Here is an 18,962-nt window from a genome sequence, read left to right as displayed (position 1 = left end):
GGTTTACGCGCAGTGTTTTCCTCAGAGTGACTGCCTCTCCATTGCGCCAAACCGTTTATTGCAGAGCGACCTCTCAAAATCACCACAACTTTGTTTTAACTTCGCTTTTCAACTTTCCGATAAACACCACGTTGTTTGCTCCTTCTTCCAGGGTCGAAAGCGTTTTATTAAGTATCTGCTTGTCATTCTCGGTGCAATCCCTTTTGGCGAGGCGATTTTCAATATCCTCCATTAACTGTTCGGTTTGAAGGTTATGTACCCAATATCCGTCGCGAAGTTGAACAATATAGGTCGGTGCGGGCATGTTTCCATAATAATCATTTACAACATTAATCCATGACGATGTCTTATTCTTCAGGTCTGTTGTGACTAAACCTTTACCGAATATAAAGGTCAGTAACATGTCTTTATTAAGTTGATAATATTGTTTGTAAGGTTTTTCAGACGAATCGAATGTCATCATGAAGGCAGGCAATATTTTATTGTTTTTTACATCAAAGTGATACAATGTATCGCTACTGGTGTGGAGAAAATCAAATATACCCGGTGCATTTCTCGTATTGAATATTTCACCGTTAAAATTTTGTACAATTAAATGTGAGGGTGGGATCAATTCTTTCAGGATTTCACCTGTGTTAACATCAAACTGTATGGCAACAGCCCTGTCGTCACTAAACGGCATATGTACGACCGTCAAGACATCATTGGAGAGAAACATTTTAGGCTTTTTCAGCCTGTGAGGTGCAATGATATCTTTAAGAAATTCCCCTGATGTGTTGTACACCAGTATTTTATCACTACTCATAGACGCCAGATATACTAACTCATTTTTTTCGTCAATAATATCATCATAAAGCGATATAGTATACTCGCCGGGACCTCCCCCAATCGAACCGACTTTGCAAAGAAATTTTCCCGAACGGTCGAACAGCATATAAGGTTTATTGCTCCGCTGCCTTACACCGATATATTTATCAGTAACCGTAGTGAACCATGGATCAACATACGCATCTTCATTGGATTCCAATTGCACTAAAGCGCAATCTTCCACTAAACTGCTGAGAGGTAATATTGTTGTGTCCGATTTCAAGTCATTCAATGAAAAAACATATACTTTATCTCCATTTACAATGACTTCCGATACCGAACCATCACCTTTGGATGAACAACAATACGCACCCAATACAAGGGCCGCAAAAAATAGAATTTGGGTTTTTGATTTCATGTTACAAATTTTAATTAAATATTAGACTACTAATTCTAACTCCATCGCTGTATTTTTCACTGATATTGGCGATGGACGGGATCTATTGTGCCAAAGCCTGTTAACGGCACAAATATACGCAATAGTATTAGAAAACAATCGATCATTACAACAAAAACTAAGATAAATAGAAATATAGTATTGCTATATTTTTTCGGCTATGCATTGAATCACAGAAGAAGTTCCAATATGTCCGTAGCCTTCTGATAAACAGATATCTTTTTCCTCTAATTTGAGTATATGAAAACCGGTAAAAATTTCTTCTACCTCTTCAATTGAGAAGAGCATACCAGGATCTCTTGGCCCACCTGCCTGCGGATTATTCAATTGGTATTTTTGCTGATTTTTACTGAATGCTTCGAAGATTACTTTTCCGCCAATCTTCAGACAAGGGGACAAATGCTTATAACAGGCATGCTTTTGCTCCTCAGGAAGATGCGCATAAATAAACGCAATCACATCAAAAACACTTTCATGACAATTGAAATCCGGATAATCACATACATGATAATTAATTCCAATACCATTCTCCCCGGCAAGTTCCAGCGCTTTTTGCCGGGCAACGGAACTACTGTCAAACGCCGTAACATCCCATTTTCTGCATGCCGCATATACGCCATTCCTCCCCTCTCCTTCCGCAGGCAACAGGATTTTTCCCGGAGACAATGTATCCATGACCGTCCGAAAAAAATGATTGGGTTGTTTCCCATATATATATTCCTCTACGGAATAGCGTTTATTCCAATCTGTGTTCATTTCCTAAAATGATTGCCATCCACCGCCGTTATACGCTTCAAATCCTTCGCTTTTCAGTAAGTTCACAGCGTAAGCGCTTCGTGCACCGCTTAGGCAAATGGCAACAATGGGGATATCTTTATTGAGATTCCTGATTTCATCCGGCAGAATATCCAATGGAATATTCACCGACCCGGCAGCATGACCGGAATTATACTCTTCCCGACTACGCACATCCAATAATAATGCGCCATTTTGAATCTTCTCCTTTAATTCACCCTTACCCGGCGATTTGAATATATTTCTAAAAAATCCCATTTCCTATTGTTTATTATGTATACTCAATTTAATCTGCACAAAACTTTAAATAAATAAATTGATATTCGACTGTTCAGCCCGTTCCAGATAAGTAGCCACTCCACCAATAGTCACTCCATCCGCCAGTTCTTCTTTCTGTATCCCCATCACATCCATCGACATGGAACACGCTATTAACTCCGCTCCTCCGTCTATGGCTTGCTGCATCAGTTCCTCCAGGCTGTCTATATGTTTATTTTTCATCACATATCTCATCATCTTTCCGCCTGCGCCCATCATGTTGATTTTCGATAATCCCAGTTTGCGGCTGTGCGAAGGAAGCATCATACCGAACATGCGGGAGATGAAATCTTTTTTCACAGCGGGTTTGTACCGCTTCTTAATAACGCTCAACCCCCAAAACGTAAAGAATATACTCACCTTTTTACCCGACGCCAGCATGCCGTTTGCAATTACAAAGGTTGCCAATGCCTTATCCAGATCGTCGCTGAAAACAATCAATGTTTTGGTATCGCTATTATTCATAAAATGATTACTTACAGATGCGGAAGAATTTTTCGCCTCTGTTTTTTCTACAGTAGCTGTAATGACTCCTCCCGAATGATCGACATCAATAAGCTTTGCTCCCACCATGTTGCACCAGGCGTTCAGATCCTGCCCGAAAGCCTGATCGGTAACTTTTATCGTCAACCGCTGCCCGGGCGATAGCGTATCGTAATGCTTTTTCAATTCCCTGATCGGTCCGGGGCACTGCAATCCGCAGGCATCAACAATAACTTTTTTCTCCTGATCCACCCTTATCTCCCCGTCATCCCGGATCACAGGAACGAAATCGCATTCAAGACCGGTACCATTCCGTTGATCGTGAATGACACACGAATAGGTTTTATACCCTCCCGACAAGTTATAAACAGTAGAATATCCGTGCTGTAAAAGGATACGTGAGGCCGTATAGCCTCTCAACCCTACCGCGCAATAAATATAAATCGGTTTATCGGCGGGAACTTCGGAAAGCCTGTCCCGCAATTCATCCAGGGGAATATTGACAGCCTTATCGATATGGCCGAATTCAAATTCCTCTTTTGTCCTTACATCAAGGATCATAGTATCGGATCCCACCTTGTCCATATCATCCCAGTGGACAATCTTTACCCGTCCGGTGAGGATATTCTCGGCAATAAATCCTGCCATATTCACCGGATCTTTCGCCGAAGAAAAAGGCGGTGCATACGCATGCTCTATCTCCTGCAGATCGTAAACACTTCCCCCGTTACGGATCACCTGCGCCAACAGGTCAATACGCTTGTCCACCCCGTCGAATCCGACCACCTGTGCCCCGAGTAGTTTTCCGTCGGGAGCAAAGTTGATTTTGACGGACAACGGTAAAGCACCGGGATAATAGCCGGCATGCGACCCTGCATGGCTGATCGACGTTATATACTTTATTCCTTCCCGCGAAAGCAACCTTTCTGAAGCACCGGCAGAGGCAACTGTCATATCGAATACCTTGGCGACGGAAGTTCCGATCGTCCCTTTGTAAACCCTTCTGTTTCCCGTTATGATGTTATCGGCAGCGATCCTCGCCTGTTTGTTCGCCGGGCCGGCAAGCGGGATAAGCGCGGGTTTCCCGGTGATAGGGTTCTTCACTTCCACGGCATCGCCTACCGCATAGATATCCGTGTCGGACGTCTGCATATAGTCATTCACCACGATTCCTCCCAAACGGCCGATTTCCAGCCCGGCGTCCTTAGCCAGGCCATTCTCAGGCGTTACGCCGATACTCAAAATAACAATATCAGCCGTAATGGATTTTTGGCTTGCCAGATATACATTGATATACCCGTTATCAGATTCAAACGCCATAATATTTTCCTTAAGAAAAAGGTCTATTTTTTGTGAACGGAGATATTGATGCACCATAGAGGCCATGGGGTAATCCACCATTCCCATCACCTGATCGGCCTGCTCTACCACCGACACCGATAGTCCGGCTTCTTTTAGGTTTTCAGCCATTTCAAGTCCGATAAACCCTGCTCCGACAATCACCACCGATGCTGCTTTTTTTCCGGTGATTGCAGATTTTATCCGATCCATATCCGGCACATTGCGCAACGAAAAGATGTTTTCATTCTCTATGCCACTGATCGCCGGTTTTATGGGTTTTGCACCGGTAGAAAGGATGAGTTTATCGTATCCTTCCTCATATATGGTTGCCGTTTTCAAATCCTTTACCGTGACAGCTTTTTGTGCAGGATCTATTGCGATAACTTCCGACTTTGTGCGGACATCAATGCGGAAACGACTTCTGAATCCTTCCGGAGTTTGCAGGAATAAATCTTCCCGGTTCCCGATTGTTCCTCCGATATGATACGGTAGTCCGCAGTTGGCATAAGATACATACTCATCTTTCTCGAAAAGAATAATTTCCGCCTCTTCATCCAGTCTCCTGAGACGTGCAGCTGCAGTAGCCCCTCCGGCTACTCCCCCGATAATAATAATCTTCATATTTATGTGTTACTTATTTGTCAATCTATATATTTGCTAATGGCAACTATATAGGTAAAATTTTTTACTCTTCTGCCACAGACTTCAATCTATCCATCAAAGAATTTACATCTATATTGAACTCCCTCATCTCCCTGATTTTTTGTTTGCCGGCATCCGTCAGTGTAAAAATCATCTGACGCTTATCGAAAACTCCAATCTCGCGCAAAATATATCCTTTTTCTTCTATAGTATGAATAATACGCGACACCCTCGAACCCGACAGTCCGATAAAATCACATAATTCGTTGGCAGATTTCGGTTTACCGTCTTTCAGGCAACAAAGCAGCGCCCCTTCATTGATGGTAATCCCTGCTTCCTCTGCAAACTGCTTTTCATAAGCGTAAAGTATCTTATAAAGATCTTTTAAACGGCAGATTGATTCCATTGAAAATAATTGCTATTACAAAATATTTGCAAAGTAAATACTTTTCAGGCTAGCATCCAAATAACTTTTCAATAATTTAATTTAATGCTCTCCAATAAATGAGCACACCTAATATGTATCGTCTTTAAACTGAATATGTATCGTCTTGTAAACTGACCGCTAACGGGTTTTGTGCTGATATCTGGTGTTTATTTATTTCTCAATATTCAATTTCCAATGGTATTTCAGTTGCAGCTTCTATTAATATCTTTATATCATTCAATCCAATTTGTCCTTTGAAAATATTTTTTTCTTTAATAAACTGGTTCACTCTTGTATGTAAATCAACCGGGGCAGATTTTGAGACTCTCTCTACTGTATCTACTCCCAAATCGTATAATATCTGGGCATAAGTCACCCCAACCCATTTTATTCTCGACAAATCAGTCAATTTGGTCAATTCTAAAATATCCTGATAATCTATCCCTGTCGAATCTGCCAGTTCTTTTCTATCAGATTTTTTTATGACTTTTCCATATAGTTCTTCTGTATTTTTAATTCCAATTTTCTCCAACTTGTCGATTGTGTTTTTTGAAATTCCGATAAAATCAGCAAGCTTATTTGGCTTTGGCAAAGTACTGTTTAATTCTCTAAGCAAAATAGTTAAATAATCACCCGACAAGCAATCAACTTTTGATAGTTCTGTAAATTTGTCCTTTTTCTTGAGTAACTGAATCAGTCCTTTGACATTTTTAATCCCGATACTCTTTAGATATCCGAATCGCTCATCCAACTTTTCTTTAAGAATCATTCTGCTCGGAGGTAAATATGCTGATTCTAATTTTATCCGATAATCATCAATTGTTATCTTTTCTAAGTCAATATAGTATCCCATAATTTTATGAACTTGTTTAATTTTTATCTGTGTTCGGTGATCCTATTGCACTTGCTCCCAACGGGCGGACAATCGAAGCACAAAATTCCATGTTTGCACGTCAGGCAGGCTGACGCCGATCCGTTGTTAGCATCCGTTATTCTTGTTTCTGTTCTTTAAAAATTTCTTCTAATATATCTTTATACTTAGTGTATTTGTAGAGATTTCTTTCTTTCAAAATTGAACCAAGCAACAAATCGTTAATTTCTTTATCAGTTCCGTCTTCCTTGTTCAGACAAATCAAATGGGATAAAAGTGTTTCGTAATACTTGTTAAGGTAATAGCTCTTATAGCTCTGTATTCCTTTGTCTTTTACGATATTCATTTCAAAGTCCGTAAAGTAAAAGTCAGTGTATTGATAATAAGGTCGTCCGTTAAACTTAGGATATTTTTTTATGTTCTCATATGCTTTTTGTGTGTTTGGTGGCTTGACAACATTCATATATCCCCAAATTGTCTTGCCACAATAGTCCATACAACATAAAAACAAAATACCTTTTTCTGTATCGTCTCTGAGTTTATAGTCTTTAAGTTTAAAATCAATTTTTAAAAAGTCAAACGGTTGATTTTTGTTTCCAACTGCTGTAAATAACATTCCGTAATAGTTGTCAACTAACTCATAAGTGGGAATATTTTCAGAAGTCAAACTGTCTATAAGTTTGTTATTATCAACCTGATTTTCCTCTCGAAGGTTAAGGTTAATGGCTCTGATTATGAAAATTTGTTTTAAGGTTTGGTCGTCAGGCCTGGATAGAAACCTATGTGTCAATAACTTATTTTTTGTTGTAATCGTCTGAATAATAAAGTCAGTTGCAGTTTGTAAGTCCGTCGGAACATTTGCTTTAACGTCTTTAAATACTTCTTTGGTAGGCTCGTTACGAAACATAAAGTCTTTGTATGCCTTACCAAGTTCGATAAGTTTTTCGTTGGTATTTGTCTGTCCGAAAATCAGAACTGTCAAACAAAGTCCTAAAAGTGTTAATGTCGTCTTTTTCATTGTCTTTACTATAATGGGTGTTAATGGGCGAAATCGTAACGAATGAAACAATGGGCAACGGACTACTTAGTTGTAGCCGCTCTGGACGTCCCAATTATCAAAACTATTTTTTGTTGGAAGGTGAATTTCAAACCTATTATTAATTTCCTTTTCTAATCCTCCTTTTTGTTTGATATCAAAATCATAATGTTCATTCGAAGGTTCACCCCAATTAAAGATATAATCGTAATTATCATTTATCTCTTTCAAAGGTACATTCGATTGTAAAAGTTTCCCTTTAAGGTCATAATATTTCCAGCTATTTTGGTGTAAAACAACTATTTTTGATTTTGGAGTTTCCTCACCAATCCAAAATATAGGAATATCGACTATCACATTATCGTATATACAAGGCAATATTTCTTTATTTTTACAAGATACAACACCATATTTTCCATTTTTTCGAACTTCAATAATCTCATTTTGAGGTAATCCGACATAATCATATTTTATTGGTATGATAATCTTACCTTTGGGAGATATTAAGCCATATTTACCGTCTTTTTTTACAAAATGAGCTTCAGGTCCGTATTCTACCCAACCCGACAAACCATCGTAGATAATAGGGATTATAACATTTTATGGCTTTCTTTGACTTAGTGTTTGGCACTATACAATTTAATGCCTGATATTTTCCAATTACCATCACTACTAAAATCAATCGTTTTCTCGTTCTTGTCAAGTGGCTCGAAAGTAAGCGTAAACGCTACAAGTCCCGAATCAAGGGGAGTCCTTTCCCTTTCGTCCAAGGTAATGCCATCACTCCCAATAATTTTGTATACCTTTCCGCTACCACCTGTCAACGTTGACTTTGACGAAAAACGATACCAATTTTCGGGTCTTGAATATTGATAAAAATCAAAATGCACGATGGTTGCCGTATCGACAAACTCAATTTTCAAGATTTCGAGCTGACCTCCTGTGTCGTTACTTTCAACATCGGGATTAAAAATAACATTCGGGTTTTTGCTGCAACTTGCAGCCAAAAATAATGTCAATAGGGCGTAGAACAACTTAATTTTCACATTTTAATCATTTTAACGTGGTAAGTATATATAAAACCTCTCCAAATGTAAACTCGCTTTGTAAATACTTTCTTGTCTGATGAATTTTGCACTGTCGTTCGCAAATGGTACATCGTACCACGGCTTGGCGTTCGGTTATTTATATTCGTGTTACTAATTTTAGTGTTTTTAAATCGTAAATCAAGATCTCGTTCTTATCTGTTTTATCATATTTGTTATTGCCGTTTGTATCGTAATGACCTGTTACAACAATTGCTCCTGATTCCTTATTTACAGTCCAAGTACGTACAAAAAACTTATCTTCTGTCAGTTGTGTTTTTTCTTTTCCGTCTGTTGATAAAATGATTATTTGAGTCGGATCCTCCCAATCAATGCCTTTCTTTTGGTTTAGATCAATGGTTCTTGCTGAGAGAACAATTACATTAATCTCTAAACTGTCTATTTTGATTTGTTTAATTTCTCCAATATATGCTTCTCTATGAAAATCAATCTGTTTCGTTTCTCTATTTGTGGTATTGATAAAAAGCAAATATTTCTCTTTTGTTTCAACCATTTTTCCTCTATTCTCAATTGTTGCAATCACATATTCTGTACCTTCAATTTCTGTTAGTTTGTCGAAATGTACGTAATTGTATTTGTCCTGTCCAAGCAAAAGACCGCTCAATAGAAAAAAAGTAATCGCAAAAAGTTGTTTCATATTATTGAATTGTATTGTATTGTTTTTATTCATCACTCTGCTGACACCTGACGAACTGGAGTGCATTACATGTTATAAGTTACTGCTTTGTTATCGGAAAAGATCATCAGGCAATAAAGCATAAGGATTTGTCTTATACTCTCTTCTTAACAGACATAAGATACGCGTTATTTCTTTGTGCCTGATCTCTATTTTTGAATTACGACGAACTGCAAATATACCAACAATATTAATAAACAGTCATTTATCACAACAAAAATTAGAACAAATAACATTCTTATTTAAAACAGGTATTGAAAGCAATCTTTCTGCTGGAAACTGTTTCTCATTAGCCTAACAGATTTTATAAACATCTTTCTGCTTTATCTCAATCGGTTCCTCTCTTAAGCAAAAAAACTGTTGCCCATAAACGGTCTTAATAGGAGGTAAAGTCAAGTTCTTGATGATTCATAGCTAAACCACAATATATGGTGAGAAATCTCCCACCCTATACAAACCTTCATATAGTTCAGCATACCGGTCGTCAGACTCTCCTAACTCTTGCAGATATTTCATATATTATTTATTGATTTGGAAAACTGTCCATTTCCACAAAATTGCGAAGTGACTGCCCAAGTATGTTGTTCCAACCCTCGTTGAAATTTTTCTCCGCAAAATCGGGGTTGTCTGCTGGGAACGTGTCTAAATCTGAGTGGGTTAGTTTCAAACGGGTATTATTCCGGTCTTCACTGAACAGTTCAAAAGTCACCAACGATTGTCCTGCATAACCTTCATAATTCCACGTGTATGCAATTTTTTTAAGCAGTTCCACCTCCACAACCGTACAGCGGTGTAAATATCTCTTTTTTTCATTTCCTCCATAAAATTGGAATTCAAATCCTACTTCTGCTTTGAAATCTGAAACCTCAAAATACCATTGCTTCATTTGGTCCTTATTCGTGATGGCTTCCCAAACTTTTTTTATTGGGGCTTCATAAATACATTCGATTACTAGCATTTTTTTGTCTATTATTTTTTTACTCTTATCCCTAAAATTATTAACACAACAACTATAGTAATAGCTATCGAGTCTATCAAAATTTCTAAAAAGTCGGTTTTATTTTTATATAATGTGCTCCCGAAAATAACTATCCATCGGGCGATCATAATAATCCCGATCATCCATGCAGCAAATCTCACTTTTGACAAATCCTTATAAAAGGCCATAAGAAGAAAGGCGACACCAAAAATCAGATTTTCAGCTGTAATAATGTGCCATACATAAAAAAATATAGTTCTTGCATGTATATCAAGAACATCTACATCAAGCATTGGTAAAGTAACTAATTGTCCATTCCATGCATGGGTAACTGCGGAAAGAATCACTAAAACTCCTACGAGCAAATAATAATAATTTTTTATCATATACCTTAAGATTTCATTTAATCTGTTCTTTTGAATCTCTCTGACACAGAACCCTTATCAGATTCGTTGTTCTTATTTTCGGGTGTTTACATGTCTGGCCACTTCTTCAATAATCGTATCCCAATCTTCAAAATGTAATTCGTGTCCTGTTCCTTCAAGTTTAAGAAGTTTTGAATTTTTAATTTTGTTAAATAGGATATTTGTATGTTTAAAATGCCAGATAAGATCATCTGTCCCATGAATTATAAGGGTGGGCTGTTCAATTTCGTCCAGTCTATTATAATATTTTTCACCGCCTTGTATATTTGCATGATTAAACATGCTTAAATAGTTGTTTGCTCTTCTAAATTCGGCTCTTATTAATTTTTCACCTCTTTTCCTGTCGTACTCTTTTCTACCGCTCATTAAGGCGGCTCCCTCCATCATATATTCAACAACACTATCTTCGTTTGCCCAATCCACTGTTTGTGATTTGGCTTGAAAATCTAAAACTCCGGGGTCCATTTCAGGAATAGCCGGGTCGGAGTCGCCCCAGGGCCCTGTTGAGATAAGGGTAAGAGTTTTTACTCTTTCAGGGTATTTTATGGAAGCGATTTGAGCAATTAAGCCACCCAATGACATACCTATAAAATGAGCACTTTCAATTTTATATCCGTCTAAAATGGCAATTGCATCATTTGTCAAGTCAACAATATCATAAGCTGTACTACCTATTTCGTAAAAAGTAGATTTACCCACATCCCTGTTGTCATAACGAATTACATAAAAGTCTTTTTCTGCTAGTTGCTGACAAAATTCTTCATCCCAATATAGCATTGAAACAGTGGCTCCTGCGATCAATAAAATTGCAGGATTTTCTTTATCACCAAAATTCTCCGTGTAAAGTTCAATATCATTGGTCGTTATTATTTTTTCTTTCATTTCTGTAGTTTTCTGTTTGCAACTATTCATAGTCAGTCCGAAAATTAAAAATAAAAGCCCGGTTTTTTTCATTGTCTTTCATTGATTTCTGTCTGCCTATGATTTACAACGCTCGCTAATAAAGATCTTTCTTTCACAATGTAAATGCGAAAATCTTAGGAGTTAAATGCGACCAGCATTGAAGCGGATTTTACTGCATCACACAAATATACGCAATAAGAGTAAAAAACAACCCCTTATAACAATAAAAACTAAAACAGATTCTATTTTTCAGTAAAAAAATTATTTCCTTTCACGCACCTGAAGATATGAAGTTTTTTATATTTTTGCCTTTACTAAATTCGTGGTAATTCTGTTTTATTTTTTCCACGAAAAAAGCGGTTGGCATCGGAAGTGAAGCGCCTTTTGCCAACCGCTTGCTTTTAAAAATATATTTCTATTATATACTTAGCACGAAAATAGACTTTTTCACTTTTAACTTTTTATCTACTACGACATTAATGTTATCTACATCCGTTTTTGTCATATCGGAACCCACGCTTATCAGTGCAATATCTGCAGGTTCTAACGCCGATATAGTGGAAAGTAGTTCCTGTATAATACTTTCATTATCCGATTTATTAGAAATAATTCCATAGCGAAGAGAACCGGATTTATCAGGAACAATTTCATAGTGAAGTGAAACGGTTTGTAGATCTTCTTTTTCTCCATAACTCACGGCACTATAATAGCCATTCTTTTCTTGCCCGTCTTTCATCACCGAAACATTAATAATAAACTTCTCATTCCTTCGCCCTTCCTGTTCCCTGGGATTAGCATCTCCACTGTAATTTTTCGGGATATCCTGCAAAAGTAATAGCGGTTGCTCTTTTCTTAGCTGTTCCACAGGGATATTGTTGTGTTCCGAAATCTCATTCAAAGCCGTTTCATATGCTTTTGGCAGGGTAGAAGTCAGAAATGTAAAGATAAATTGGGGAGAGGCATTTATATCATGCTGAAAACCAAAATATATGGGAACTGGATCATTTATTTTTATTGTCTCTGCAATAAATTTTTTCAGCACCTCCACTGATAAATCGCTGTTCGCTTCTTCGGGGCTTTTAAACCACTTACTTGACACCTTACTTTGGTACATCACCTGGTTTCTGGAATTGACGAGTATGAGCAGGAGACGTTTGGCCTGATTGGTTCCCGGTTTGATCTTCATGTCTTCAGGAGTGATTCCTTTTTCCTTACAAAATTGTTGTACTTCTTCCCAATAGAAAAAAGGATTTTCCTGCACCTGTTTTACAATACCTCCCGGACTACTTGTTTGCACAGAAGTATATGTGATCAATAAAGGGAATTCTTCTTTTAATTCTTCCAACAATACACTCTTCTTCAAAGCTCTCTCACATGATGATTTGTGATATGCGTCCCTTATCACATTTTTCACGAATGAAACATCTTTCATTTTAGTGTCATTTTCGGCACCCAAAATAAAATGAATGTCTGTTGATGTCGTTTTGCGAATTGCTTCGGTAATTAAATCCGTAAGGGTTTTGGCCAAATCGGATTTCTCTTTCAGATGAAAGACTTCCATAGAAGCGGCCTCTGCATTTTTATTCATCAGGTACAACTGATCTTTTGTATTCAGGTACAGGTAAGCCAGATAATTATCTTTCTGCCCGTTCCTTACAGAGAGAAAGTAATCTGCAGCATCTTTCCGGGACTGATGATCCGCTATTCGCTCCTCGACTCTCTCGGGCTGTGCAAATGCTAACAATAAAACTGCCATAAGTGGCACGATCAGCAAAACCTTCAGCCGTGCCCATGTACTCGATTCTTTTCGTAACATCATAGTAATTCTGTTTTTAATTTTTGATTGATTGAAACTGTTGACGACGGAAGTGAAGCGCCTTTCGCCAACAGCTTTTTTTACTAATAAGAGTTGATATTCCCTTGCATCTATTCCCTGCATTATCACGGCATTATCTGCCTCATATTCATGCACCTCACGCAAATCATTATACAGCGACCATACGGCAGGATTAAACCAGTGTATCATCAACAATAGCTCTAAGAATAGAATATCCCGATTATGCCGGTATCTGATATGCATCTGTTCGTGGAGGATGATCTCTCTGGCATGAGTGCGGTAGTCAGCTTCGGAAAGCACGATATATTTGAAAAAACTGAACGGAATAATGTCATCACGGCAAATGACCAACCGGTATCCGTCACGTTCCGTAACCGGATTACCCCGTATAATGAGTCTCAATCGCCATAAAGATATGATCAATCGTACGCACATAATCAGCAATCCCAGCAGATATATGGCAAAGGCAACGACAAAGAGGGGAAACATTTTTTTCTCGCTCACCACTGGTTTTTCTCCGGAAATCATCGCCAACTCCCTCTCTTCCGAAGTTTCCCTTATTTCATCCGGGTTCATCAAAACTGCCTTTTCCTCCGGAGACAAAGGCAATACCACCTCTTCAGGGGCTTCCCTTATTCCATCCGGATTCATCAAAGCGGTCCCTTTGGAAGTTTCATAGGAAACAACCATTTTCTCTAACCGTAAGAGAGGCCTTTGGATCATATTGGGTTGTTTGATCTCTATTTTCACTAACGGAAGAACGGAGCAAATTATCAACCCTACTATCAGCGTGATCCGCGTAAGGCGGAAAAAGGTCTCCTTCATCAGCAACAGGCGGAAAAAAAGAGAGAAAACCACGAGACAGACGGTCGCTTTTATCAGATATAAAATGAATGCCCCTATCATCTTTGTTTTCCTTTTTCTATCTTTTCTATCAATCCTTTTAATTCATCTACCGACAGACTTTCCTCTTCGATCAAGGTCGACACCACATTCGTGTATGAATTATCGAAATAGTCTGAAACCACCTTCCTGAGTGCTTTCCCTTTAAAGTCTTCCAGCGAGATCGCAGCAAAATATTGATAGGTGCTCCCATACACTTTATGATCGACAAATCCTTTCTCTTCCAACAATCTTACTACAGTGGAAATCGTATTGTAATGAGGTTTCGGATCAGGATATTTTTCCAGTATTTCACGCACAAACATAGGACCGTTGTCCCATAAGTACTGCATAATTTCTTCTTCTTTCTCGGTCAATCGTCTCATTATTATCTGTTTTTAAAAGTATACAGCACAAATATAGAGAAATTATTCAGACACCAACTATATATATTGTAAGTATAACTATAAATAACAGTTTAATATTATATATAATAGTTATTCACATATAGCAATTAAAAAGGAATTATTTTGACATTATAGATTCTTCATATTCGAATTTGTTCGCTCGTTCTGACAAGAGACAACATTCGGCGGCCGGAGAGACTCAATTGACAGAATACATCAATCTTCTATTGAATGATAATGGCTTTATAAAGAAAATAAATGAGATATAATGCTACTAAAAATAAATCATATAATCAATTTTTCATTGAAAATCTGTATCTTTGCACCCCTAAAAAGAAAGATTGTTTTACATGCAGAATATCCGAAATATTGCCATCATCGCCCACGTAGATCACGGCAAGACCACTTTGGTGGACAAAATGTTGATGGCAGGCCATCTCTTCAGGGACAACCAGCAGACAGAAGATTTGATCCTCGACAACAACGACCTGGAGAGAGAACGGGGTATTACTATCCTCTCAAAGAATGTCTCCATACGATACAACGATATAAAGATAAATATTATCGACACACCCGGCCACGCCGATTTCGGCGGTGAAGTGGAGCGCGTGCTCAATATGGCGGATGGCTGCCTGTTGGTGGTAGACGCTTTTGAAGGACCTATGCCGCAGACACGGTTTGTATTGCAAAAGGCACTTGAGATCGGACTAAAGCCTATTCTGGTGATCAACAAAGTGGATAAACCCAACTGCCGTCCCGAAGAGGTGCAGGAGAATGTATTCGACCTGATGTTCAGCCTCGACGCTACCGAAGAGCAACTCGATTTCCCCACCATTTACGGTTCCGCCAAACAGGGATGGATGTCCGACGACTGGAAAAAACCGTCCGGCAGCATCATTCCCCTGTTGGATGCGATCATCAAATATATCCCTGCACCCAAAGTGCTGGAAGGCACGCCGCAGATGCTGATCACCTCTCTCGATTTCTCCAACTATGTGGGTCGTATCGCTGTAGGACGCGTACACCGCGGCACCATCACATCGAACAAGGATTATGCGCTTTGCAAGAGGGACGGAAGCATCAAAAAGATCCGCATCAAGGAGGTAAACCTGTTTGAAGGGTTGGGACGCGTCAAAGTGGATGAGGCAACCTCAGGTGATATCTGCGCACTGATCGGGATCGAAGGATTTGATATCGGGGATACTGTGACAGATGTGGAAAAGCCCGACCCGCTCGACCCTATAGCTATCGACGAACCGACCATGTCGATGCTGTTTACCATCAACAACTCACCCTTTTTCGGACAGGATGGTAAATATGTAACTTCACGCCATATCTATGAGCGGCTGATGCGGGAGTTGGACAAGAACCTGGCACTTCGCGTGGAGGAGACCGGCAGCGCCGATTCATGGATCGTATATGGGAGGGGTGTATTGCACCTCTCGGTACTGATCGAGACCATGCGCCGCGAAGGATATGAGCTGCAGGTAGGACAACCACAGGTAATCATCAAGGAGATCGGAGGAGAAAAGCACGAGCCGATGGAACAGCTCACTGTGAACCTCCCCGAAGAGTCGGCCAGCAAGGTGATCGACGTAATCACCCGCCGCAAGGGGGAATTGCTTACCATGGAGAATAAGGGCGACCGTATGCACATGGAATTTGTGATTCCCTCACGAGGTATCATCGGACTGAACAATATCGTACTCACGCTTTCCGCCGGAGAGGCTATTATGGCACATCGTTTTCTGGAATTCCGTCCATGGAAAGGAAATATCGAAAAACGCCAGAATGGATCCATTATCGCGGGTGAGTCGGGAAATGCCTATGCCTATGCTTTGGACAAGTTGCAGGACAGAGGCAGGTTTTTCATTGAACCGCAAACCGATGTATATGAAGGGCAGGTGGTAGGCGAACACAACAAGGAGGGCGACTTGGTGGTCAACGTCACCAAATCGAAAAAACTGACCAACGTACGTGCATCAGGAAGCGACGACAAGGCGCAATTAGCCCCACCCGTCATCTTCAGCCTGGAAGAGGCGCTGGAATACATCAAGGAAGATGAGTATGTAGAAGTTACACCCAAACACATGCGTATCCGCAAGATACTGCTGGATGACAACGACCGCAAACGGGCGGCTAAGAAAGGGTAAAAAAACAAGTCTGATACTCTAATGGCGTGTTCGGGAGTTGCATCCTATAGTGAATAGAATAGTTCATGCCGGGTAAACAAAAAAAGCGGCCGGATTATTGTCCGGTCGCATAACTATTATTATATCAGTGAGGCATATTGCTACAATTCTTCTTCGATCGCTCTGATCTTCTTCTCTAATAAGACTAATTCCGATTTAAGCCTATCCACTTTCTGATTCATGTCATCCAGTAGATGATTTCCTTTTTTGGAAGAAACCGACAGGAATCCGATATTGTTTTCATACGTCTGCAATTCATTTTTTATCCGCTCATACTGACGTACCAGTTTTTCCCGTTCCCTGAAAAGCTGCCCTCTTGAGTTATCCGATTTCGCCATATCGGAGATCGTACTTTTATATGCCTCCAGTTTTCTTTCTGCCTTATCAATATTCAGCCTGTCGAACTGAGCTTCCGTAGCCTCATAGAACTCTTTATAAATACGGTCCTTCATCTTATAGGGGACATGACCGACCTCATACCATTGATCCATCAACTCGCGCAACTTAGTCAAAGCCTCTTCCGTTTCCAAAGCAGTATCCAACTGATTTATTTTCCCGATGATCACTCTTTTTTCTTCCAGATTCCTTTGCTCCTGTTCATATTGCGATGAGGTATGCGATTTTTTCTGTTCAAAGAAGTAATCGCAAGCTGAGATAAACCGTTTCCAGATACTATCAACATATTTGTGCGGGACAATACCGATCGTTTTCCACTCTTTCTGGATATCGATCATTTCCCGTGTCGTATTTTTCCAGTCCTGACTATCCTTAATAGCTTCGGCACGTTCACAGAGAGCAATTTTTTTCTTGAGGTTTTCTTCCATCTCTCCACGAAGAGATTTGTAAAACTCGTTTTTACTTCTGAAAAAGAAGTCACAGGCTGCCCGGTAACGTTTATAGATCTTTGTATTCCATTTTCTCGGCACAAATCCTATCTGGCGCCATAGCGTTTGTATCTCAAGTACTTCTTTTACTTTGTTATTCCAGTCTTTGACCGATTTAAGCTGGTTGTAATCAATTGCTTCGAGCTTCTCGCAAAGTGCAGTCTTTAATTCCAGGTTTTCATTTTCTTTCTCCCTTAACTGTTCAAAATGAGCCTGATATTTTTTATTGATTTGAGTTGATGCCTCTTTGAATCGGTTCCATATCTCTTCCCTGTCTTTTCTGGAAACCGGGCCGACCTCTCTCCACTCCTGATGCAGGTTTTGCAGCTGATGGAAAGCCGAAACCACATCCGGTTCATCGTTGAGTCTCTCTGCCGCTTCACATAACTCAGTCTTGATTTCAAGATTTTTCTTGAAGTCATATTCTCTGAACTCATTATTGATACGTACCAGATCATAGAATTTCTCTACGTACCGCTGATACGACTTCCATAACTCATTCACTTTTTCCTGAGGCACCAGTTTAATGTCATTCCACTCTTGTTGAAGCAATTTAAATTCCTGGTAGATCTTATTGAAATCCTCTTGCCCCTGGGTTTCGGTCAATACTTTGATCTGTTCTATAATAGCCAGTTTTCTAGCTACATTTTTCTCTTTCTCCGCCTCTTCTCTTGCGAGGATATCCGCCCTTTTTTCCTTTATTTTCTGGATTAACTCCTTTCCTTCAGTGTAAATTTCGGGTTCTTTTCCTACAAAATCAATCTCTTCGCCGCCGTTTGAGAGGAACACTTGCTTCTGTGATTCCGTTTCGTTTCGCAAAGAACGATAGAATTGATTTTTATACTCATCCACATCTTTACGTTTGGGATTTTCCGAGTTCAACAGTTCACGTAAGTTATGTACAATCTCTTCAATGGGGAGCAAGGCAACGGAAGGATCGTCTGTAAGGGAATCTTCATCAGTATCTTCTTCCTCCTCATCTTCAGTATCTGCCACACCATTACCATCGTCCAGATCATAATCAATGGTAGAGTGTTCTTCTTCGGTAACCTCTATCGGCTCCGGTTCTTTTACAGTTTTCTCTTCACTGTCTTTTTCTTCCACACTAACTTCTTCCGTGATAGCCTCTGGTGTAGTTTTCTCTTCCGGAACAACTTCTTCCGAAATTGAATTCTCATCGACAACTTGTTCCGCTTCTTCCGGCAACTCTTCCGCAGCTACCTCTTCAGAAGCAATTTCTCCCGTTCCCGGCAGATCATCTTTTTCAGTATCCTCTACAGCAGGGGTCTCAGTTTGAGGGATCTCTACCGCTGAATCCTTTTCCGGGAGTTCAGACTGCAGGTCTTTACTATTTTGTTCTTTGTTAACAGGTAATTTCTCGTTGTCAAGATTGTTTTTCGTATTCATCAGTAGTCCCTTCGTTTAATCCGGCTTTAAAAGCCTATATGTTGCATTTCAATTTTATTCTTTTTAAAACAAGATAGCAGTTTTTAT

17 protein-coding genes are annotated in these 18,962 nt (G+C 39.4%); 1 reads left to right on the top strand and 16 read right to left on the bottom strand.

All coding sequences use genetic code 11. From position 1 onward, the window contains the following. Positions 1-79: 79 nt before the first annotated feature. The 15 genes from F597_RS0107125 to F597_RS0107055 all read right to left on the bottom strand — a co-directional run bounded on the left by F597_RS0107125 (position 80) and on the right by F597_RS0107055 (position 14,371). Positions 80-1,225 carry a 6-bladed beta-propeller gene (locus F597_RS0107125; protein WP_019539041.1) on the bottom strand — a complete coding sequence of 382 codons (1,146 nt, stop codon included), beginning with the start codon at positions 1,223-1,225 and terminating at the stop codon, positions 80-82. A gap of 183 nt (positions 1,226-1,408) precedes the next feature. Then, a complete protein-coding gene (locus tag F597_RS0107120) occupies positions 1,409-2,020 on the bottom strand; it encodes a class I SAM-dependent methyltransferase (RefSeq protein ID WP_019539040.1) in 612 nt (203 codons plus the stop codon). Positions 2,021-2,023: 3 nt separating this feature from the next. Next, positions 2,024-2,317, bottom strand: coding sequence for a rhodanese-like domain-containing protein (locus F597_RS0107115; RefSeq protein WP_019539039.1), 294 nt, complete (start codon positions 2,315-2,317; stop codon positions 2,024-2,026). A gap of 45 nt (positions 2,318-2,362) precedes the next feature. Further along, a complete protein-coding gene (locus F597_RS0107110) occupies positions 2,363-4,822 on the bottom strand; it encodes an FAD-dependent oxidoreductase (protein ID WP_019539038.1) in 2,460 nt (819 codons plus the stop codon). 64 nt (positions 4,823-4,886) lie between these two features. Beyond that, on the bottom strand, positions 4,887-5,249 hold the full coding sequence (locus F597_RS0107105) for a MarR family winged helix-turn-helix transcriptional regulator (protein WP_019539037.1): 363 nt from the start codon (positions 5,247-5,249) through the stop codon (positions 4,887-4,889). 199 nt (positions 5,250-5,448) lie between these two features. Beyond that, entirely contained in the window at positions 5,449-6,123 is a 675-nt protein-coding gene (locus F597_RS0107100) for a DUF4332 domain-containing protein (RefSeq protein WP_019539036.1), read from the bottom strand. Positions 6,124-6,259: 136 nt separating this feature from the next. After that, positions 6,260-7,159: a hypothetical protein gene (locus F597_RS0107095; RefSeq protein ID WP_139224046.1), complete on the bottom strand. Its 900-nt coding sequence runs from the start codon at positions 7,157-7,159 to the stop codon at positions 6,260-6,262. A gap of 66 nt (positions 7,160-7,225) precedes the next feature. Continuing rightward, positions 7,226-7,747 carry a WG repeat-containing protein gene (locus tag F597_RS21540; RefSeq protein WP_019539034.1) on the bottom strand — a complete coding sequence of 174 codons (522 nt, stop codon included), beginning with the start codon at positions 7,745-7,747 and terminating at the stop codon, positions 7,226-7,228. Positions 7,748-7,794: 47 nt separating this feature from the next. Continuing rightward, on the bottom strand, positions 7,795-8,223 hold the full coding sequence (locus F597_RS20290; RefSeq protein ID WP_139224045.1) for a hypothetical protein: 429 nt from the start codon (positions 8,221-8,223) through the stop codon (positions 7,795-7,797). 139 nt (positions 8,224-8,362) lie between these two features. Next, a complete protein-coding gene (locus F597_RS0107080; RefSeq protein ID WP_019539032.1) occupies positions 8,363-8,920 on the bottom strand; it encodes a hypothetical protein in 558 nt (185 codons plus the stop codon). A 562-nt stretch (positions 8,921-9,482) separates the two neighbouring features. After that, on the bottom strand, positions 9,483-9,917 hold the full coding sequence (locus F597_RS0107075; protein WP_019539031.1) for an SRPBCC family protein: 435 nt from the start codon (positions 9,915-9,917) through the stop codon (positions 9,483-9,485). A gap of 11 nt (positions 9,918-9,928) precedes the next feature. Then, a complete protein-coding gene (locus F597_RS0107070) occupies positions 9,929-10,324 on the bottom strand; it encodes a hypothetical protein (protein ID WP_019539030.1) in 396 nt (131 codons plus the stop codon). Positions 10,325-10,396: 72 nt separating this feature from the next. Further along, on the bottom strand, positions 10,397-11,317 hold the full coding sequence (gene estT / locus F597_RS0107065) for a macrolide hydrolase EstT (protein WP_019539029.1): 921 nt from the start codon (positions 11,315-11,317) through the stop codon (positions 10,397-10,399). 367 nt (positions 11,318-11,684) lie between these two features. Beyond that, complete coding sequence (locus F597_RS21535) at positions 11,685-14,009, bottom strand: M56 family metallopeptidase (RefSeq protein WP_019539028.1); 2,325 nt, start codon at positions 14,007-14,009, stop codon at positions 11,685-11,687. Beyond that, on the bottom strand, positions 14,006-14,371 hold the full coding sequence (locus tag F597_RS0107055) for a BlaI/MecI/CopY family transcriptional regulator (RefSeq protein WP_019539027.1): 366 nt from the start codon (positions 14,369-14,371) through the stop codon (positions 14,006-14,008). The genes F597_RS21535 and F597_RS0107055 overlap by 4 nt, the downstream gene beginning before the upstream one ends. Before the next feature lie 371 nt (positions 14,372-14,742). Between F597_RS0107055 and typA the strand changes: the two genes are divergently transcribed. Then, positions 14,743-16,545, top strand: coding sequence for a translational GTPase TypA (gene typA / locus F597_RS0107050; RefSeq protein ID WP_019539026.1), 1,803 nt, complete (start codon positions 14,743-14,745; stop codon positions 16,543-16,545). Between the two features lie 140 nt (positions 16,546-16,685). Here the strand turns inward: typA and F597_RS0107045 are convergent, their stop codons facing one another. Beyond that, positions 16,686-18,875 carry a DUF349 domain-containing protein gene (locus F597_RS0107045; RefSeq protein WP_019539025.1) on the bottom strand — a complete coding sequence of 730 codons (2,190 nt, stop codon included), beginning with the start codon at positions 18,873-18,875 and terminating at the stop codon, positions 16,686-16,688. Positions 18,876-18,962: the final 87 nt, after the last annotated feature.

Origin of the sequence: Proteiniphilum acetatigenes DSM 18083, from assembly GCF_000380985.1 — a bacterium.
Lineage (GTDB): Bacteria > Bacteroidota > Bacteroidia > Bacteroidales > Dysgonomonadaceae > Proteiniphilum > Proteiniphilum acetatigenes.
The sequence above is the reverse complement of the archived record's forward strand: the minus strand, read 5'-3'. Positions and strand labels throughout refer to the sequence as shown.